The sequence below is a fragment of the Micromonospora hortensis genome (assembly GCF_022230935.1).
GTDB classification, from domain to species: Bacteria; Actinomycetota; Actinomycetes; order Mycobacteriales; family Micromonosporaceae; genus Micromonospora; species Micromonospora hortensis.
This window is the reverse complement of the sequence record NZ_JAKKFE010000047.1, coordinates 1-19,587: the sequence shown is the minus strand read 5'-3', so window position 1 is coordinate 19,587 and position 19,587 is coordinate 1. Positions and strand designations below refer to the sequence as shown.

At 71.0% G+C, this 19,587-nt stretch carries 17 protein-coding genes; 7 read left to right on the top strand and 10 right to left on the bottom strand.

What is annotated here, in order from left to right; translation table 11 throughout:
- Window positions 1–116 precede the first annotated feature (116 nt).
- Window positions 117–308 carry a DUF397 domain-containing protein gene (locus tag NIE111_RS27010; RefSeq protein WP_238687122.1) on the bottom strand — a complete coding sequence of 64 codons (192 nt, stop codon included), beginning with the start codon at window positions 306–308 and terminating at the stop codon, window positions 117–119.
- A complete protein-coding gene (locus NIE111_RS27005) occupies window positions 299–1,102 on the bottom strand; it encodes a helix-turn-helix domain-containing protein (RefSeq protein ID WP_238687121.1) in 804 nt (267 codons plus the stop codon). The genes NIE111_RS27010 and NIE111_RS27005 overlap by 10 nt, the downstream gene beginning before the upstream one ends.
- Before the next feature lie 252 nt (window positions 1,103–1,354).
- Here NIE111_RS27005 and NIE111_RS27000 point away from each other — a divergent pair, with 252 nt between their 5' ends.
- Complete coding sequence (locus tag NIE111_RS27000) at window positions 1,355–1,591, top strand: flavin reductase (RefSeq protein ID WP_112590369.1); 237 nt, start codon at window positions 1,355–1,357, stop codon at window positions 1,589–1,591.
- 22 nt (window positions 1,592–1,613) lie between these two features.
- On the opposite strand, the gene NIE111_RS26995 is transcribed toward NIE111_RS27000, so the two are convergent.
- Both NIE111_RS26995 and NIE111_RS26990 read right to left on the bottom strand, forming a co-directional pair.
- Window positions 1,614–2,153, bottom strand: coding sequence for a hypothetical protein (locus tag NIE111_RS26995; RefSeq protein ID WP_238687120.1), 540 nt, complete (start codon window positions 2,151–2,153; stop codon window positions 1,614–1,616).
- 142 nt (window positions 2,154–2,295) lie between these two features.
- Window positions 2,296–3,228, bottom strand: coding sequence for an ABC transporter ATP-binding protein (locus tag NIE111_RS26990; RefSeq protein WP_238687119.1), 933 nt, complete (start codon window positions 3,226–3,228; stop codon window positions 2,296–2,298).
- A 180-nt stretch (window positions 3,229–3,408) separates the two neighbouring features.
- Here NIE111_RS26990 and NIE111_RS26985 point away from each other — a divergent pair, with 180 nt between their 5' ends.
- Together NIE111_RS26985 and NIE111_RS26980 are read left to right on the top strand one after the other, a co-directional pair.
- Entirely contained in the window at window positions 3,409–5,709 is a 2,301-nt protein-coding gene (locus NIE111_RS26985; RefSeq protein WP_238687118.1) for a TRAP transporter permease, read from the top strand.
- Window positions 5,706–6,725 carry a TAXI family TRAP transporter solute-binding subunit gene (locus tag NIE111_RS26980; RefSeq protein ID WP_238687117.1) on the top strand — a complete coding sequence of 340 codons (1,020 nt, stop codon included), beginning with the start codon at window positions 5,706–5,708 and terminating at the stop codon, window positions 6,723–6,725. The genes NIE111_RS26985 and NIE111_RS26980 overlap by 4 nt, the downstream gene beginning before the upstream one ends.
- A 9-nt stretch (window positions 6,726–6,734) precedes the next feature.
- Here the strand turns inward: NIE111_RS26980 and NIE111_RS26975 are convergent, their stop codons facing one another.
- Window positions 6,735–7,271 carry a hypothetical protein gene (locus NIE111_RS26975; protein ID WP_238687116.1) on the bottom strand — a complete coding sequence of 179 codons (537 nt, stop codon included), beginning with the start codon at window positions 7,269–7,271 and terminating at the stop codon, window positions 6,735–6,737.
- A complete protein-coding gene (dnaG, locus tag NIE111_RS26970) occupies window positions 7,272–9,152 on the bottom strand; it encodes a DNA primase (protein WP_372488415.1) in 1,881 nt (626 codons plus the stop codon).
- Between the two features lie 135 nt (window positions 9,153–9,287).
- On the opposite strand from dnaG, the gene NIE111_RS26965 reads away from it, so the two are divergent.
- Window positions 9,288–10,493, top strand: coding sequence for a low temperature requirement protein A (locus NIE111_RS26965; RefSeq protein WP_238687115.1), 1,206 nt, complete (start codon window positions 9,288–9,290; stop codon window positions 10,491–10,493).
- Window positions 10,494–10,500: 7 nt separating this feature from the next.
- On the opposite strand, the gene NIE111_RS26960 is transcribed toward NIE111_RS26965, so the two are convergent.
- The 3 genes from NIE111_RS26960 to NIE111_RS26950 are packed head-to-tail and all read right to left on the bottom strand — an operon-like array spanning window position 10,501 to window position 13,032.
- Window positions 10,501–11,349, bottom strand: a complete 849-nt coding sequence (locus NIE111_RS26960) for a siderophore-interacting protein (protein WP_238687114.1) — start codon at window positions 11,347–11,349, stop codon at window positions 10,501–10,503.
- Window positions 11,350–11,364: 15 nt separating this feature from the next.
- Complete coding sequence (locus tag NIE111_RS26955) at window positions 11,365–12,636, bottom strand: deoxyguanosinetriphosphate triphosphohydrolase (RefSeq protein WP_238687113.1); 1,272 nt, start codon at window positions 12,634–12,636, stop codon at window positions 11,365–11,367.
- 42 nt (window positions 12,637–12,678) lie between these two features.
- Window positions 12,679–13,032, bottom strand: a complete 354-nt coding sequence (locus NIE111_RS26950; protein WP_238687112.1) for a VOC family protein — start codon at window positions 13,030–13,032, stop codon at window positions 12,679–12,681.
- 253 nt (window positions 13,033–13,285) lie between these two features.
- Here NIE111_RS26950 and NIE111_RS26945 point away from each other — a divergent pair, with 253 nt between their 5' ends.
- The gene (locus tag NIE111_RS26945) at window positions 13,286–13,786 is read left to right on the top strand and encodes a roadblock/LC7 domain-containing protein (RefSeq protein WP_238687111.1); all 501 of its coding nucleotides are present in this window, start codon (window positions 13,286–13,288) and stop codon (window positions 13,784–13,786) included.
- A gap of 42 nt (window positions 13,787–13,828) precedes the next feature.
- Here NIE111_RS26945 and ppdK read toward each other — a convergent pair whose 3' ends face one another.
- Window positions 13,829–16,537, bottom strand: coding sequence for a pyruvate, phosphate dikinase (ppdK, locus tag NIE111_RS26940; protein WP_238687110.1), 2,709 nt, complete (start codon window positions 16,535–16,537; stop codon window positions 13,829–13,831).
- A gap of 223 nt (window positions 16,538–16,760) precedes the next feature.
- Here ppdK and NIE111_RS26935 point away from each other — a divergent pair, with 223 nt between their 5' ends.
- Together NIE111_RS26935 and NIE111_RS26930 are read left to right on the top strand one after the other, a co-directional pair.
- Window positions 16,761–18,548, top strand: coding sequence for a beta-N-acetylhexosaminidase (locus NIE111_RS26935; protein WP_372488417.1), 1,788 nt, complete (start codon window positions 16,761–16,763; stop codon window positions 18,546–18,548).
- 622 nt (window positions 18,549–19,170) lie between these two features.
- On the top strand, window positions 19,171–19,587 hold a 417-nt coding region (locus tag NIE111_RS26930), incomplete at its 3' end, for a C39 family peptidase (RefSeq protein WP_238687109.1).

The following is a 19,587-nucleotide window of genomic DNA, read 5'->3' as shown; positions in this document are numbered from 1 at the left end:
CGCCCGGTCGCGGCGTCGCCCTTGATCGACTCGGCTTCCTGAAAGTCGCGGTGTCGGAGCCGCCCCAACGGCCCGACTTCCTGAAGACCGAGTTGATCTAGACGCGTGGCCGCTATCTACCGGCCAACGGCGTCGGACTCGACGAACGTGCGCCACGCGGCGGGCGGAAAGACCAGCGCGGGGCCGGTCGGGTCCTTGGAGTCGCGGACGGCCACCAGCCCAGGCAGGTTGCCGGCAACCTCCACGCAGTTGCCGCCATCCGGGCCGCTACGAATGCTCTTGCGCCACCGGGCACCGGTTAAATCCATGTCTCCGCCACTTCCGCCATGAGATCGAGGGACTGCCCGTGCGATAGTGCCTCACCCCGGATCGACTCCCACACCTCGACCATCTGACGGACGTAATCGGCGCGGTCGATGACCTGCCCGTGACGCTGTCCAGCGAGGTAGACAAGGTCCTCCCCCTGCGACAAGCTTGCGATCACGAACGGCCCTCCGAGCCCAGCGTAAGCACCGGCGGGAGTCGGCACTACCTGGATTCGGACCCTCGGGAACGCCGTGCCGAGCTTCACGAGGTGCTGAACTTGCTCGCGCATGACTTCCGGCCCACCGACAGATCGGCGCAGCACGTGCTCGTCGATCACGGCAGTGAGCAGCGGAGGCCGGTCTCGGGTGAGCAGTCTCTGACGGTCCAGCCGGGTTGCCACCTGCTGCTCGACCTCGTCCGCCGCGAACAAGCCGCCACCGGTCAGTAGCGCGCGGGCGTACCCCTCGGTCTGCAAGAGTCCTGGCACACACAGCGGCTCGAACGAGCGCAGCGCTGTGGTCTCCTGCTCGATGCCGGCCCAGTCGCGGAACCACGGCACCACTGCCTCCCGGCTGATCCGCCGCTGGATGCGTTCGAACCGCCCGTCGGCTGCGAACACCGCGTCACACCGGCGGGCGAAGTCCAGACTCGGCCGGCGCTCGGATGTCTCCACCTTGGCGACAAGCGCCCCGGAATAGCTCAACGCCTCGGCCAGCGCCGACTGCGACATCCCGTTGGCAGCCCGGGCCAGCCGTAGCTCCTCGGCGAAGTGCTCCAGCATGGACGAACTCTCCACGGACAGCCTCCGTACATTCCCGTACCGTGCCGGGCCGATCGCCGTACGCGCTGGTCGTCGGCGTGCGGAACCTCCCACCGTAGTCGGGTCTTCACCAGACTGTCACGCAGCGGAACCGCTCACGGGATCCAGACGGTGGGCGGAACCAGGCCGGGAGCGCCCCGTGACCCCCGATCCGGGGCGCTCCCACCCACCCGATGGAGGTTCCCTCGTGCGACTGACAGGGTCGGCTCATCACGGCGGCGGGCTCTGATGCCGCGGTACCGCCCACACGTAGCGGCACGCCCGTCCTGGCGCTGCCGGGTCTGCGGCGCGGCGTGGCCCTGCTCGCCGGCCCGCCTGGCGCTGCTGGGCGAGTACCGCGAGGACCGGATCGGCCTGCTCATCTACCTCGCCACGTTGCTGTACGAAGCGGCCGGGGACCTCGCCGGCCAGGCCGGTCACGACCGACTGACCGACCGATTCATCACCTGGGCCAGAGCCCGTTGAACGGCGATTCGTTGGCAGCCGGTCAGGCCGGTCGGTACGCGCGGACCAGCGCCTGCACGGCGTAGGCGAGCAGCAGCACTCCCGCGCCGATGCCGACCACCAGGCCGGCGGAGACCGCCGAGGCGAGGCCGGTGACGAGGCCCACCGCCGCCACCAGGCAGAGCGCGGCACCGAGCGGGCGAAGCAACGGATCCCGCAGGAGCGGGGCGAGCGGGAAGAAGTGCAGACCGACCACCAGGCAGACCAGCACCGGAACGTACTCGGACCAGTTGGCAGCGACCAGCACGGCTGCACCCAGCCCGGCGGCGGCGAACTCGGCCACGACGATGAGCAGGTACGCGCGGTCGGCGGCCCGGTCCCGAGGGCTGCCGGCACCCCGCAGGCGGGAGGACAGCACACCGCCCAGCACGGCGGTGAGCAGCGCGACGATGCTGCCCACCACGAGCAGGGCACGCAGTGGCTGCTCCGCCGCCGGCACACTGAACCAGACCATCGCGAAGATGCCCAGGTAGAGGGCGGTCAGCCCGGCCTGACGTCGGTTGGCGGTCACCAGATCAGACATGAAACTCTCCCGGTTTACGACAGACCGCCGTCACCCTACGGTCCTGGCTGGTGCTTGATCGACTCGGGTTTCAGGAAGTCGGACTGTCCACTTCGCCGTGTCACCCCGACTTCCCGGAAGCCGAGTGGATCATTCGGGCCGGTCAGTCGACCAGGGTGCGGCCGGTCAGGTGCAGGAAGACGTCCTCCAGGCCGCTGCGCCGGACCAGCACGGTCGCCGGCTGAAGCCCCAACGCGGTGACCTCGGCGACCGCCGCGTCGCCGTCGGGAACGTAGAGCAGGACCCGGTCGGGCAACACCTCGACCCGCTCCCCCAGCCCGTCGAGCTTGCCGGCGAACGGTTCCTGCGACTCGGCGGCGAAGCGCAACTCGACCACCTCACGGGTCGAGTGCTGCTCGATCAGCGCCCGGGGCGAGCCCTCCGCGACGATCCGGCCGCTGTCCATCACCACCAGGCGGTCACAGAGCTGCTCGGCCTCGTCCATGTAGTGCGTGGTGAGCACCAACGTGACGCCCTGCTGCTTGAGCCGGAACAGCCGCTCCCACACCAGGTGCCGGGCCTGCGGGTCCAGCCCGGTGGTCGGCTCGTCGAGCAGCACGATCTCCGGATCGTTCACCAGCGCGCGGGCGATGGTCAGCCGACGCTTCATGCCACCGGAGAGCGGCTCGACCTTGCTGTCGGCCCGCTCGGTGAGCTGGACGAAGTCGAGCAGCTCGGCGGCGCGCTCCCGGGCCGCCCGGCGAGAGATGCCGAAGTAGCGGGCGTAGACGGTCAGGTTCTCCCGGACGGTCAACTCCGGATCGAGATTGTCAAGCTGGGGGCACACCCCGAGACGCGCCCGGATCGCCGGCCCGTCAGCCACCGGATCCATGTCGAGGATGCGCAGCTCACCCCCGCTGGGTGGGGAGATGCAGCCGACCATCCGCATGGTCGACGACTTGCCCGCGCCGTTGGGCCCGAGGAAGCCGAACGCCTCACCCTGGCGAACCTCGACGTCGATGCCGTCCACGGCGGTGAAATCGCCGAACCGCTTCACCAGCCCGCGAGCCTGAATCAGTGGTCGCTCCGAAGTCACCGCCCGACCCTAACCGCCGAGTCCGACAGCCCTCCACGCAAATACGCTGGACGTGCCAGGACCTGCGACGCGCACCGCGCAGGGCGACCACGCCCGCGACCCTCCGGTCACCCCAACCACGGGCGGCGAAACACCGATCGATGCCCCACCCGTCAGCCAATCGACGTGTATCGTCCTTTTGTGTCGCCCATCAGCTCGCCCGATGGTTCGCCTTCACCTGCCCTACCAGCCAACTCTCCCGCCGGTGGGTCCGCAGCGAGCCCCGACGGCGGGCCACCCCGGCCACGACCGGAAGCCGAGCCGACAGAGCCCGGCGCGAGTAAGCCCGACCCGGGCACGCCCGACCCGGGCACGCCCGACCCGAGCGTCGCCGAGCGGGCGACTCGGGACCTGGCCGCCCAGTTCGAGGACGAGAAACCGGGACGGGTGCTCTCCGGGCCGGCAGGTCGGCTCCTCACCATGGCGGCGCTGGCGGTTGGTGCTCTCGCCCTGTGGCAGGTGTTCCGCCCTCTGTCGCAGGGCAGCAAGTACTACCTGATCATCTTCCTGGCCGGCGTACTCCCGTTGGTCTTCCTCGCCTACCCGGCCGACCTGCGGCTACCGGCCCGCCTGCGCGCCCGTCGACGACGCACCAACCGCGCCGACGCCACCGGCGGCGACAGGCGTACCCCGAGACTGTCGTCGTCGGGGCCCACGGTGACCGACTGGGTCCTGGTCGTCCTGGCCATCGCGGCCTGTCTCTACCCGGTCCTGCCGATCCAAATCGGCAGCGGTGGCGGCGGCTACAACGCGTTTCTCGACCGGCAGGGCCTGCTGGCGCCGACGGATCTGGTGCTGGGCACCGTCCTGCTGCTCCTGCTGCTCGAAGCGTGTCGACGGACCACCGGTTGGATCCTGCCCGCGGTCTGCCTGCTGTTCCTGGGCTACGGCTACTACGGCGGGTTGTTGCCGCAGTCCTGGCCGGTCGCGCACGCCGGGCTCGACTTCAGTCAGCTTGTCGACGCGTTCTACAACTCCGACAGCGGCTTCTACGGCACGCCACTCGACGTGGCCGCCTCGTACATCGTGCTGTTCACCATCTACGGCGCGGTGCTGGAGTTGTCCGGGGCCGGGCGGTTCTTCGTCGAGTTGTCGGCGGCGGCGTTCCGACGTTCCCGTACCGCCGCCGGCCGTACGGCGGTGGCCTCGGGTTTCCTGCTCGGCACCGTCTCCGGCTCCGGCGCGGCGACGACGGTGAGCATCGGCGCGGTCACCTGGCCGCTGCTGCGCCGCGCCGGCTATCCGCCGGAGCGGGCCGGGGGCATGCTGGCCGCGGCCGGGGTGGGCGCCATCCTCTCCCCGCCGACTCTGGGCGCGGCGGCGTTCATCATCGCCGAGTACCTGGGCGTCTCGTACCTCCAGGTGCTGGGCTGGGCGACGGTACCGACTGTGCTCTACTACCTCGGCATCCTGCTCGCCGTCGAGATCGACGCCCGCCGCTCCGGCGTACGCCCCGTGGTGATCGACGTCGGCTCGCCGTGGCGGCTGCTGGCCCGGTTCGGCTACCACTTCGCCTCGCTGATCGCCATCATCGTGTTCCTCGCGATCGGTGTGTCAGCGACGAGGGCTGTCGTCTTCGCCATCGTGCTCACCGTCGCGTTGTCGTTCCTGGCCCCCAGGAACGAGGACCGCGCGCACCGACTCACCCCGGGCCGGCTGGTGACAGCGCTCGTCACCGGCGTACGAGGCGTCCTCGCCGTCACCGCTGTCTGCGCCGCCGCCGGCATCATCACAGCGACCACGACGAAGACCGGTCTCGGGCCGCAGGCGGCGGCGCTGCTGATCGGTGGGGCGCAGGCGGCCACGTCGGACCCGACGCTGGTGCTGGTGCTCACCGCGCTGCTCGCCGCCGTCGCGCTCAGCCTGCTGGGCCTGGCCGTGCCGGTCACCGCGTCGTTCGTGATCGGTTGGGTGATCGTCGGTCCGGCCCTGCTCGACCTGGGTGTCACCGCGCCGGCGGCGGCGATGTTCGTCTTCTACTTCGCGGTGCTGTCCGAGGTGTCCCCGCCGACAGCGCTCGCCGCGGTGGCCGCCGCGGCGGTCACCGGCGGCCGGCTGGTGCCGACAATGTGGCAGACCCTGCGGTACGCGCTGCCGGCGTACCTGACCCCGATCGCGTTCGTCATCACGCCGGCCGGGCTCGGTCTGCTCGGCATCGGTGGCGTTCAGCGGATCGCCTTCGCCGCCGCAGTCACAGCGCTCAGCGTGGCGGTGCTCGCCGTCGCCGCCGGTGGCTGGCTGCCCGGCGTGGGGCCGGCCGGCGCCCCGGAACGGGTCCTGGGTGCCCTCGCCGGCGTGATTCTGCTCTGGCTCGAACCCGTGCCGGTCACTGTCGGCGTGGCGCTGGCCGTCGTCGCGGCGGCGGGCGTGTTCATCCGACGCGGCGCCGCCAACCGGTCATCGTCCGGATCACCAGCCAATCCTGTGGAGGAACACCTGTGAGACGAATCGACGTACGGCTCGCGGCCGGCCTGAGCGTGCTCGCCCTCGTCACGGTCGGTGCCGCGGGTTGCGGAGGTCAGCAGGGCGGCGCGGCAAAAGACGACACGGCCAGCGAGGTCACCTGCGAGGTGACGAAGGAGACCCGCGTCGGCATCGCCACCGGCAACGCGACAGGCGTCTACTACGTGGTCGGCAACGCCCTGGCCGGGCAGTTGTCCGGGGCGACCGGCGGCAAGCTCACCGGCACCGCCGCCGAGACCGGCGCCTCGGTGCAGAACGTCGAGCAACTGGTCGGTGGCCAGTACGACGTGGCGTTCTCGCTGTTCGACACGGCGGTCAACGCGGTGCAGGGCAAGGGCAGCTTCACCGCGCCGCAGCCGGTGCAGGCGCTGAGCCGCATCTACGACAACTACACCCAGGTGGTGGTCCGCAACGACTCCGGGATCACCTCGGTGGCCGACATGCGGGGCAAGCGGATCTCCACCGGCTCACCGAAGTCCGGCACCGAGGTGATCGCCAACCGGCTGTTGGAGGCCGCCGGCCTCGACCCGGCAACTGACATCCGGGCGCAGCGACTGGACCTGACCAAGACCGTCGAGGGCATCAAGGACGGCAGCGTCGACGGCTTCTTCTGGTCCGGCGGTCTGCCCACCGGGGGCCTCACCGACCTGTTCACCACTGCCGGCGACTCGGTGAAGTTCGTCGACATCTCGCCGTTGCTGCCGAAGATGACAGCGCTGAGCCCCGCCTACCAGGCCGGGACGATCGGGCGGGACGCGTACCGGACGGCAACCGACACCCCGACGATCGTCGTACCCAACGTGTTGTTGGTCCGCAAGGACCTGGACGCCAACGTCGCCTGCGCGATCACCCGGACGGTCTTCGACAAGCGGGACACGCTGGCCCAGGCGAACCCGGCGGCCCGGGGCATCTCGCTGGAGACCGCCCGCAAGACCGACCCGGTGCCGCTGCACCGCGGCGCCGAGAAGGCGCTCAAGGACCTCGGCGCGAACTGACCCGGCCGGTCAGACGTCGGCCGGCGCGGTGGCGGCGCGGGCCACACCGACCAGCCGGTCGATCTCGGCGAGCAGCGCCTCGTCGTCCGCCGGAGTGCCGGGGTCGAGTCGGACCGTCCAGGTCAGACCGTCGACCCCGGCCACGCGCCGGGCCGCGACGCGCGCCGCGCCGCCGGGCACCGGCTGGTGCTCGGTGTACGCGACCGAGCGGGTCACCCGGGCCCGCACCTGGTGCGGCAACTCCCCCGGGTCGAGCAGCAGGTACGTCTCGGCCGGACCGTCGGCGACCACCGCGTAGCCGTCCCGCTCGACGAGCGGCTCGGCGGGGGTGACCGTCAACTCCCGGCCGGACCAGACCGCCTTGAGGATGGTGTGCCACCCGAACCGGTGCCCTCGACCGGGCAACCACAGCCCGAGGTTGGTGGCGACCACCACCCCGTCGCCCTCGCCGTTGCCGGCGGCGGCCCAGGCCAACACCCGCTCGTCGGCGGTCAGCGGCGGCCGGTCGGCCGGCGGCAGCTTCGGCTTGCGGCTGAACAGTCCCATCTAGAGGCCTCCCGCGGCCTGCTCGCGCAACGCTCGGGCGTGCTGCTCCAGGGACAGCAGCTCACCGAAGGCGGCGAAGTACTCGTCCTTGTTGTTGACCGGGTTGATCCGCTGGATGCGTGACTTGAGGTCCCGGACCCGGGCGGTCACCGACCCGAACTGCACGCGGGCCATGGTGATCGACACGTAGCGCGGGTCCGGTTCACCGTCGATCCGCAGTGGTTCGACTGCCAACTCACCGACCAGCGCCGCGGCCGCCAGGTCGTCGCAGGCGTCGCGGACCGACTCGATCCAGACCGCGCCGCCGGTCGCCGACGCGGCACCACCGGCCGCCGCGATGGCAGTACGGACCGCGACGTGCACCGGGTGGCGGTATTCGGTGGCCTCGACCGCGTCGAACATCGGCCCGGCCAGGACCGGTTGCTGGAGGGCGAGTTTGAGCGCCTCCCGCTCGACCATCGACTGCGGGCTGTCCACCGCCGGCTCGGGACGGGCCGAGGTTGGCCGGGCGGCGGGGGCGGCGTCGCGGGCGCTGGGCGGCGGGGTGTTGGCGGCGGCGAGCACCGCCCGCTGCACCGGCTCGATCTCCATGCCGAGGTCCATGGCCAGCTTGCGGACGTACTCCGGGCGCTTCTCCCGGTCCTTCAGTCGCGCGACCAGCGGCGCGGCGTGGCGCATCGCCTCGACCCGGCCGTCGACGGTGTCCAGGTCGAAGCGGCTGATCACGTGTCGCAGCGCGAAGTCGACGAGCGGCTCGCGGCGGGCGACCAGGTCACGCACCGCCAGGTCGCCCTTGGCCAGCCGCAGGTCGCACGGGTCCATGTTGTCCGGGCTGACCGCGATGAACGTGCGCCCGACGAAGCGCTGGTCGTCTTCGAAGGCGCGCAGCGCCGCCTTCTGCCCGGCGGCGTCACCGTCGAAGGTGAAGATGATCTCGCCGGCCACCTCGTCGCTGTCGAACAGGAGCCGACGCAGGACGGAGATGTGGTCCGCGGCGAAGGCAGTGCCGCAGGTCGCCACCGCCGTGGTCACCCCGGCCAGGTGACAGGCCATCACATCGGTGTAACCCTCGACGATCACCGCCCGACCCTGCTTGGCGATCTCCCGCTTGGCCTGGTCGATGCCGTAGAGCACGTGCGACTTCTTGTAGATCGGCGTCTCGGGGGTGTTCAGGTACTTCGGGCCGTCGTCGTCGTCGAAGAGCTTGCGCGCACCGAAGCCGATCACGTCACCGGCGAGGTCGCGGATCGGCCAGAGCAGCCGGCGACGGAACCGGTCGATCAGGGTGCCGGAACGGGACTCCCGGGACAGCCCGGCGGTGACCAACTCCTGGTGGGTGAAGCCCTGCTGGCGCAGGTGCTTGGTGAGCGGGTCCCAACCCTCCGGCGCGAAACCACAGCCGTAGCGCTCGGCGGCGGCCCTGTCGAAGCCCCGTCGCGCCAGGAACTCCCGTGCCGGCCGGGCGCCGGCGGTGCTCAGTTGCGCGCTGTAGAACTCGACGGCTGCGGCGTGCGCGGCGACCAGTCGCTGCCGCTGACCCTGCTGCGGGCGGGGGCGCGGGGTGCCCTTGTCGTCCTCGATGTAGCGCAGTTGGATGCCGGCGCGGCCGGCCAGCCGCTCGACGGACTCCACGAAGCTGAGGTGGTCGGCGTCCATCAGGAACTTGATCGCGTCCCCGCCGGCCCCGCAGCCGAAGCAGTACCAGACGTTGCGGGCCGGGGACACGTTGAACGACGGACTCTTCTCGTCGTGGAACGGGCACAGACCCTTGAGGTTGCCGCCGCCGGCGGACTTCAGGGTGACCGTCTCGGAGATCACATCCCCGATCGAGGTGCGTTCCCGGACCAGTGCGATGTCCTCGTCCCGGATCCGCCCAGCCATGCGCCACCCCCTCGCCGTACATCCTGCCCTGCCCGACCGACGACACGCCGGCCGGGGGACGCCGGTGTGGCGGCGACCGCTGCCGGCTGGGCGGTTCCGGCCCGCAGGCCGGGTCCGCACGGGGACCATGACCAGATGCGCCGGGTACGGACCGAAGCCCCCCGCCTGCCGAGATGGCTGGCCGCTCGGATGGGGCTACCCGGGCAGACCCCGCAGACGGACGAGGCCGGCCACCGGCACGCCACCTGGCTGGAACTCTTCCTCGACCTCATCTTCGTGTACGCGCTGGCGGCGGTGGTGACCCGGCTGGGCAACGAACCGGCCCCGTCGCCGAGGGCGGTGCTGGCCGTGATCGGGCTCTTCGTGGTGATCCAGTGGGCCTGGATGGGGCAGGTGTACTACGACACCAGGTTCGATCCGGACGACGCGTTGCACCGAGTGCTGGTGCTTGTCGCGTTGGTCGGCGCGGGCGCGATGACCCTCGGGGTCGACGAGGTCCCGGAGAGCGTGCTCCTGCCGGTCGGGTACCTGATCGTGCGGGGTGTGCTGCTCCTGCTGTACCTGCGTGCCTGGCCGACCAGCGCGAAGGCCCGGATGGTGACAACTGTCTACCTGATCGGCTTCGGGTCGGGCTGGTTGATCTGGCTGGTATCGCTGACAGTGCCCACCGAGCTGCGCCCGGTCCTGTGGATCGTCGCGATGGTCATCGAGCTGGCCACGCCCTGGGTCGGGGTGCGCTGGCTCAACCGCTGGCCGGTGGACAACAGGCACCTGCCGGAACGGATCGGCCAGTTCACCATCATCGTGCTGGGTAGCGCGCTGGCCAGCCTGCTCTTCGCCGTGCCGGACCACCCCCCGCCCCACATGATCCTCACCGCCGCGTTGGCCTTCCTGATCCCGGCGGCGGTCTGGTGGGTCTACACCACCTTCGTCACCACCCGCCTGCTCCAGAGCCGGCTGCGCGGCGGGCAGGCGTACACCTACCTGCACATTCCGCTGGGCGGTGCGCTGCTGCTGCTCGGCTGGTCGCTCGGGCAGGTGGTCCGGCTGGTCGACGACAACGCGAACCACCTGCCGCTGGAGCTGCGGCTGCTGTTGGGCGCATCGATGGTGATCTGGACGCTATGTGGTCTTGCCCTGTACTGGCTGTGGACACGGCCGAGCGGCGCCCGGTTGGCGATCGCCGTCTACGGGGTGGTCTCGGTCTCGCTGATCACCGCGACGGTGCACCAACCGAGACTGATGCTGTCGCTGCTCTCCCTGGCGGTCGTCGGGTACGCCGTCCTGGTCAGCCGGCGACTGGCCAAGGCCGGCGAGGCAAACCACACACCCGAGGGGTGAGCGGCGCTCAGGCCGCCGCGGCGGGCTCCGGAATCGCCGTCTCCTCGGCCGCCACCTGCTGGTTCCAGTCGGCCTTGGTGGAGCGCCAACCCTCGTCGTCCATGCCGCGCCGCCAGTAGCCGGAGATGGAGAGCCGATCGAGAGGTATTCCCCGCTCGCCGCGCAGCAGCCGGCGCAGCTCCCGGACGAAGGCGGCCTCGCCGTGCACGAACGCGTGCACCTGGCCGGCCGGGAAGTCCAACGCCCGCACCGCCTCGACCAGCGCCTCGCCCACCGGGCGGTCGCCGCGATGCAACCAGGTCAGCTCGACCGCCCCGGGGCTGAGCAGCTTCTGCTCCTCCGCCGGGTCGGCGATCTCCACGAAGACGTGGGCCGGGGCGCCCAGCGGGAGGCGCTCCAGCGCGGCGGCGATCGCCGGCAGGGCGCTCTCGTCACCGACCAGCAGGTGCCAGTCCGCGTCCGGGTTCGGGGCGTACGCGCCGCCGGGGCCGACGAAGTGCACCGGATCGCCAGGACGCAGCGCGGCGGCCCACGGGCCGGCCAACCCCTCGTCGCCGTGGTGCACCACGTCGACGGTCAGCTCCCCGGCCAGCGGATCCCAGCGCCGCACCGTGTACGCGCGCAGCCGGGGCCACTGCTCCCGGGGCAGGTCCCGGCGGATCGCGGCGAGGTCCAACGGCTGCGGGTACGCGACCCCCGACTGCGGGAACACCACCTTGATGTAGTGGTCGGTGAACTCGCCCACCGGCAGGCCGACCAGTTCGTCCCCACCGAGGACGAGCCGGATCAGGTGCGGGGTGGGCCGCTCGGTGCGCAGCACCCGGGCCGTTGTGACGTTCCTGGAGCGTTCCGTCATGCCAGTTAGGTTAGCCTAAGCTGGCTCGCGGTCGGTCGGGGGTGTCCCCTTGCCGACCAGGCGGGTGTGCCAGGTCACCGCCGCCGGGTCGGTGAGCGAGGCCACCTGGTCGATCACCACCCGGAGTCTGGCCCTGTCGTCCGGGGCGGCCCGCCACAGCGGGGCGAAGATCGGGTCGAGCCCTTCCGGTGCGCGCCGGACCAGCGCCGCGACCACCTCCGCCAGCATCGTCCGCTGCCGCTCGTAGCGGCCCCGGAAGCCACTGCGACGCATCACGTACCGCAGCGCGATGCCCTTGAGCAGCGCGCACTGCGCCCGTACCAGTCGGGGCACCACCAGGTCGGCGGCGTAGCGGCGGTGCGGGCCCGGCCCGAAGCGCTCCTCCGTCGCCGCCACCGCCGCGGACACGAACAGCCCGGTCACCCCGCTGGTGGTGGCCTTCAACGCGACCTGCGCGCGATGGCTGCCGTCGTACCCGGTGAACGGGGCGAGCAGCGGACCGGCCAGCAGGTCGACGAGCACCTCGGCCAGGTCCGTCGCGGACTCCCCGGAATAGGCGGCGGCCACGTCGGCGCAAAGCGCGGCCCGCTCGTCGGCGTCGGTGAGCAGCGGGTGCAACGTGACATAGCCGCCGTGGATGCCGTCCTCCACGTCGTGCACCGAGTACGCGACGTCGTCGGCCCAGTCCATCACCTGGGCCTCCAGGCAGCGCCGGTCGCCGGGCGCGCCGGCACGGATCCAGTCGAAGACGGCCGCGTCGTCGGCGTACACCCCGAACTTGCGCTCCCCCGGCCGGCGTGCCCAGGGGTACTTGCCGATCGCGTCCAGCGACGCCCGGGTCAGGTTCAGCCCGGCGGACGACCCGTCCGGGGCGAGCACCTTCGCCTCCAGGCGGGTCAACACCCGCAGGGTCTGCGCGTTGCCCTCGAAGCCGCCGCAGGGCGTGGCGAGCAGGTCCAGCGCAGCCTCGCCGTTGTGCCCGAACGGCGGGTGCCCGAGGTCGTGCGCGAGCCCCGCGACGTCCACCACGTCCGGGTCGCAGCCCAGCCGGGCACCCATCTCCCGGGCGATCTGGGCCACCTCCAACGAGTGGGTCAGCCGCGTACGCAGGAAGTCGTCAGTGCCGGCGGTGTGCACCTGGGTCTTTGTGGCCAGCCGGCGAAACGCCGCCGAGTGCAGCACCCGGGCCCGGTCGCGCTCGTACGGCGACCGGCGATGTCCGGTGTCCTTGGGCGGCTCGTCGACCAACCGCGCATCCGCCGCCCCCGGCTCAGTCCTCGCGCTCACGCAACAGCCGTTGTTCGCGACTGCGGGGCTCGCAAGACCGGCTCACTCCTCGCGCTCACGCAGCACGCAGAACTCGTTGCCCTCGGGGTCGGCCAGCACCGTCCACTCGACGTCGCCCTGACCGATGTCGACGTGCCGGGCGCCCATGTCGACCAGGCGCTCGACCTCAGCCTCCTGATTGGCGGGGCGCAGGTCGAGGTGCAGCCGGTTCTTGCGCTCCTTGCCCTCGCTCACCGGGCCGAAGAACAGGGCGGGCACCTGGTCCGGGGACTGGCGGATCTCCACGCCGCTCGGAGTCTCGGTGACGACCTGATAGCCGAGCGCCTCGGCCCACCAACGGGCCAGTCGGGCCGGATCGCGGGCGTCCACAGTCAGGCTCTCCCAGACACTGGTCATGCAGTCACCTCTTCCCGTTCGACGCGGCGCCCAATCGGCCGTGTGCGAGCGAGCCAAGATTACGCCCGCCACCACTGCTCGACAGGCTCACGACGCATCGATGAAGGGCACACAACCACCGATTGGCCCCCAGTTGCCGACCGATCGCCGAGGGTTACGGGCTCGCGGCCGGAAGTCGCCAGCGGTAGCGTTCCCAGCGCGGAACGTAACCAGCCGACTGACACGCAGAGCCGACCGGTGAGGGGTAACGCTCGTGGACGCAGACACGGTGATGGGAACGGAGCTTCGGCTGCTGCGCCAGCGCCGACCCGACATCGCCGGCACGGTGCTCGCGGGCACCGACGGCCTGCTCATCTCCAGTGACCTGCCCAGCACCGACGCCACCCATCTCGCCGCGCTCGCCGCCGCGAGTTTCGGGCTGGGGCACCGGGTGGCCGACACCGTCCGGCAGGGTGAGTTCCGGGAGTCGGTCGTGTGCACCACATCAGGCTGCGTGGTCACCTATCCGGCCGGGCGCAGCGCGTTGCTGACCCTCGTCACCATGTCGGCGGCGGGCGACCTGGAGGCGCTGCACGAGGAGGCGCGAGCGGTGGCCCGCCGCGCCGGGTCGTTCCTGGACGTTCGCGGCGGAGGCATCGGCGCGACCCCCGTACCGGACGCGCACGCCCCGCTGGCCACGCGTACCCCGATGGCGACCCTGCCGGCGCAGTTACGCCGCTCGTCCCGACCCACCTGGCGTCGTCCGCCGATCTGAGCGCCGGCGGCGGCCGGGTGACCAGGCCGCCGCCGACGTACGTCAGCGGCTGTCCGACCCGCCGGTCTCCACCACCGCCCGGCCGGCCTCCAGCCGGGCCACCGGCACCCGGAACGGAGAACAGGACACGTAGTCCAGGCCGACCTCGTGGAAGAAGTGCACCGAGTCCGGGTCGCCGCCGTGCTCACCGCAGACACCGAGCTTCAGCCCAGGCCGGGCGGCCCGACCCTCCTCGGCGGCGATCCGCACCAGCCGACCGACGCCGTCGCGATCGATCGACTCGAACGGCGAGATGCCGAAGATGCCCAACTCCAGGTAGCGCCAGAAGAACGCGCCCTCGACGTCGTCGCGGGAGAAGCCCCAGCCCATCTGGGTCAGGTCGTTGGTGCCGAAGGAGAAGAACTCGGCGGCCTCGGCGATCTGCCCGGCGGTCAGCGCCGCCCGGGGCACCTCGATCATGGTGCCGATCAGCACCTCGACGCCGCTGTCCCCGACCACCTCAGCGATGATCTTCTCGGCCTCGGCGCGTACCGTCTCCAACTCCTGGACGGCCCCGACCAGCGGCACCATGATCTCCGGCTTGGCCACGCCCCCGTTGCGGGCGCAACTGACAGCCGCCTCGGCGATGGCCCGGACCTGCATCGCGAACAGGCCGGGGATGACCAGGCCGAGGCGTACGCCCCGCAGCCCGAGCATCGGGTTTTCCTCGTGCATCCGCCGGACGGCGGCGAGCAGCGCCTCCTCCTTGGCCACGTCCTCGCCGCGTTCCTGGGCGACCGCCACGTTGACGGCGAGCTGCTCCAACGGCGGCAGGAACTCGTGCAACGGCGGGTCGATGAGCCGGACGGTGACCGGCAGGCCGTCCATCTCGCGGAAGATCTCCTCGAAGTCGGCCCGCTGCAACGGCAGCAGCGCCGCCAGCGCCGCCTCCCGCTCACCCGGGGCGCGGGCCAGGATCAGCCGCTCGACCAGCTCCCGCCGGTCGCCGAGGAACATGTGCTCGGTGCGGCACAGCCCGATGCCCTCGGCGCCGAAGCGCCGGGCCCGGGCGGCGTCCGCGCCGGTGTCGGCGTTCGTGCGGACCGCGAGCCGCCGCTTCCCGTCGGCGTGCGTCATGATCCGGTGTACGGCCCGGACCAGCGCGTTGTCGATGTGCTCGGGGTCGAGGCTGCCCTCGAAGTACTGCACGACCTCGGAGGGCATGACCGGCACCTCGCCGAGATAGACCTTGCCGGTGGTGCCGTCGATGGACACGACGTCGCCCTCGGTGACGGTTTGCCCGGCCACTGTGAACCGCTTCGCCGGGACGTTCACCTCGATCTCGTCGGCGCCGGAGACGCAGGTCTTGCCCATGCCCCGGGCCACCACAGCGGCGTGGCTGGTCTTGCCGCCGCGCGAGGTGAGGATGCCCTGGGCGGCGATCATGCCGTTCAGGTCGTCCGGGTTGGTCTCCCGGCGCACCAGGATCACCGACTTGCCCTCGGCGGCCAGCTCGACGGCTCGGGCGGAGGTGAAGACCACAGTGCCGGACGCCGCGCCGGGCGATGCGCCGATGCCCTTGGCGACCGGCTGGAACTCGTGGTCGAGCTGGAAGCGCGGGAACATCAGCTGGGCCAGTTGCGCGCCGTTGACGCGGTGCAGCGCCTCGTCCAGGTCGATCAGGCCCTCGTCGACGAGTTGCCCGGCGATGACGAACGCGGCGGCGGCCGTCCGCTTGCCGACCCGCGTCTGCAACATCCACAGCTTGCCGCGTTCGATGGTGAACTCGATGTCGCACAGGTCCTTGTAGTGCTCCTCCAGCCGGGCCATGATGCCGAGCAGCTCGTCGTAGGAGGTCTTGTCGAGCTGCTCCAACTCCTGCAACGGCACCGTGTTGCGGATGCCGGCGACCACGTCCTCACCCTGGGCGTTGGCCAGGTAGTCGCCGTAGATGCCCTGCGCGCCGCTGGCCGGGTCACGGGTGAACGCGACCCCGGTGCCGGAATCCGGGCCAAGGTTGCCGAAGACCATTGTCACCACGTTGACAGCGGTGCCCAGGTCGGCCGGAATGCGCTCCTGGCGGCGGTAGAGCACCGCGCGCTCGGCGTTCCACGACTCGAAGACCGCCCGGATGGCCAGGTCGAGCTGTTCGCGTGGCTGCTGCGGGAACTCCCGGCCGGTGTGCTTCAAGAAGATCTTCTTGTACGCGTCGACCAGCCCACGCAGGTCGTCGGCGTCCAGATCCAGGTCGTTGTGGGTGCCCTTGGCGTGCTTGGCCTCGTCGAGCGCGTGCTCGAACTCCTCGCCCGGCACCTCGCAGACGGTCTTGCCGAACATCTGGATGAGTCGCCGGTAGGAGTCCCAGGCGAACCTGTCGTTCTGTCCCGCCTGTGCGGAGAGCCCGACCACGCTCTGGTCGTTGAGACCGACGTTGAGAACGGTCTCCATCATGCCGGGCATGGAGAACTTGGCACCGGAGCGGACGGAGACCAGCAGTGGGTCCTGCGGGTCACCGAGGCGTTTGCCCATCGCGCGCTCCAGCGATTCGAGGTGCGCCTCGATCTGACCGGCGAGCCCGTCCGGTTCCCGTCCCGTCGCGAGGTACGCCTGGCACGCCTCGGTGGTGATGGTGAAGCCGGGCGGTACGGGCAGGCCCAGGTTGGTCATCTCGGCGAGGTTTGCCCCCTTGCCGCCGAGCAGCTCCTTGAGTTCCTTGTTGCCTTCGGAGAAGTCGTAGACGTACTTGTGATCGACGGTCTCTTGCGCTGCCACCAGAGCCTCCACAACACACGCGCCGGATTGACACTTAACGAAGGTTCAGTTTTCTTCTTCCCCGGGACGGACCGCCGGTAATCCCGGGGTCAACGTCGATCGGTGGGCGAAGGTTAAGCGAACATCGAGTGACCTGGGACCGTTCGGTGACAATTGGCACAGCCATCACGACTATCCGTGTTCGTACCGGTTTTTGGGAACGCTTCCATGCGCACCATCACGCATCCCGGCCGAGCGTCGTACGCTTGACGCCACGCCAGCCGGTGAACCTCACTTTTGCCATAACCGACGCGAATACACCCCCGGAGTCGCCGCCGTGTCGACCATCCCCTCCCCCGGCCCCACCGCCGTCCCCACACCGCTGTCGGCGGAGGAACCGGACGCGGCCACGCTGGCCCGCACGGCCGAGCAGACCGCGAGCGCGTTGCTCGCCCCGGCGGCCCCGCACCGGCTGGCCGACGTCGTGCCCGCCCCCCAGCACGTCCAGCCGGACCCGACCGCCGACTGGGCGCTCCCGGCCGACGCGGTCATCGTGGCCAGCGCCGACCCCGCCGCGTTGGCCGTCGCCGAGCAGCTCGCCCAGCTCCTGCGTCCGGCAACCGGCTACCCGCTGCCGGTCACCGACGCCACCAGGCCGGAGCCCGCCGGTGCCATCGCGCTGGTGCTCGACGGCAGCGCCGACCTCGGCGCGGAGGGCTACAGCGCCGACCTCGGCGCGGAGGGCTACCGCCTGGACATCGCCACCGACGGGGTACGCGTCACCGCAGCCACCGCCGCCGGCCTCTTCTACGGCGTACAGACGCTGCGCCAACTGCTGCCAGCGGGGATCGAGAGCCCCAGCCCGGTCACCGCATGCTGGGCGTTGCCGGGTGGGACCATCACCGACGCACCCCGGTTCTCCTACCGGGGGGCGATGCTTGACGTCGCGCGGCACTTCTTCGCCGTCGAGGACGTGCTGCGGGTGGTCGACCACCTGGCCCGCTACAAGCTCAACCACCTGCACCTGCACCTCACCGACGACCAGGGCTGGCGGATCGCCGTCGACTCCTGGCCGAAGTTGACCACCGTCGGCGGGACGACCGAGGTCGGCGGCGGCCCCGGCGGGCACTACACGAAGGCCGACTACGCGCGGATCGTCTCCTACGCGGCCGCCCGCCACATCACAGTCGTTCCCGAGATCGACCTCCCGGGGCACACCAACTCGGCGCTGGTCGCGTACCCGGAGCTGGCACCGGACAAGACCGCGCCACCGCCGTACACCGGCACCGAGGTCGGCTTCAGCTACGTCGACCCGGCCGACGAGCGGACGTACGACTTCGTCGCCGACGTGCTGGGCGAGGTGGCCGCGCTCACTCCCGGCCCCTGGCTGCACATCGGCGGCGACGAGGCGTTCAAGGTGAAGGGCGAGGTCTACACCGGTTTCGTCGAGCGGGTCCAGCGCATCGTGGCCGACCTCGGCAAGACCGTCGTCGGCTGGCACCAACTCGCGCCGGCCGCCCACCTCGACGGGCGGGTCCTGCAGTGGTGGGGCACGAACGGCGAAGACCCCACCACCGTCGACGCCGTACGCAGGGGCGCCCGCCTGATCGTCTCCCCCGGCAACCACGCCTACCTGGACATGAAGTACGCCCCGGACACCCCGATCGGGCACGACTGGGCCGGCCTCATCGACGTGCGAAAGGCGTACGACTGGGATCCGGGTACGCACGTCGCTGGCGTACCCGCCGAGGCGGTTCTCGGTGTTGAGGCCCCGCTCTGGACCGAATCGGTCACCTCGCTGGCCGACATCGAACTCCTGCTCCTGCCCCGCCTCCCGGCCATCGCCGAGTTGGGCTGGTCACCCCGGGCAAGCCACGACTGGGTCGGTTTCCGCGACCGCCTGGCCGCCCAGGGCCCGCGCTGGACGACGGCCGGGATCACCTTCCACCACGCGCCAGAGATCCCCTGGCCGACGGCACCGACCATCCCGACACAGCGCACCACACCCCAACCCGACACCGCCAAGCCCTGACCCCCGCGTTGGACCGGTCCACCTGACCTCTGCCGAGTGGGTCGGGCCGGTCCGGGCCGCAGGCCGCGGTCCGGGGCGCAGGCCGGTCCGGGGCACAGGCCGGTCCGGGGCACAGGCCGGTCCGGGGCACAGGCCGACGCAGACGGGCATGATCCACTCGGCTTTCATGAAGTCGGGGCATCCCCGGCTCCGGGACACCGCGACTTTCAGGAACCCGAGTCGATCACCCCGCCGTGGCCGCCGTGTCCGTTTCAGCGGGCCGGCCTGGCGGGCTGATTGTCGGGTTTGACGGTCGGTGTCGGGTGGTCGGGGCCACCCCTACGGCGGAATCGGCGGCCGGGCCGGGTCGTTATACCTGGCATGCCACCGCGACTGTCGGGTCGTGGGGCGCGGCAGCCGCCGGGAACACCCGCCAGGCCGCCCCGGTTACTCACCCCGTCCGGCCGAGCACCACAACCGGCCGACGGGCAGGCGGAATGACCCGCCACCGCGAACGGTTACACCCTGTCCCGACGCCGACCCCCTCGTTGCGGGTCGCCGGGCACAAGCTTTCCCGCACGGTCGCACCACCCCCCGTTGAGTGCCGTGCGGGCACACCCCCGATGCAGAGGAGCACGCCATCATGCGTACCGATCTGATCCGTAAGACCGCCCTCACCGCCGCCGGCCTCGCCTTCACCGGAGGCGCCATCGCCGGCCCCGTCACCACCGCGTTCGCCGCACCCACCAGCGGCAAGCCGGCCACGCAAACCCAGACCGACCGCAAGAGCCACGGCGAGCGGGAACTCGGCGTGCGCTACGAAGCCCAGCCGAACTTCTACTACTGCGGGCCCGCCGCGACCCGCAACGCCCTGAGTGTTCAGGGCAAGAACATCAACGTCGACGACATGGCCAAGGAAATGGGCACCACCGAAGCCGGCACCAACTCCATCAACGACATCACCCCCGTCCTGAACAAGGAAACCGGCAAGGCTGACGCCTACCGGTCGGTGGAGATCAGCACCCCCGACGCCGACGCCAAGCAGACCGACAAGCTGCGC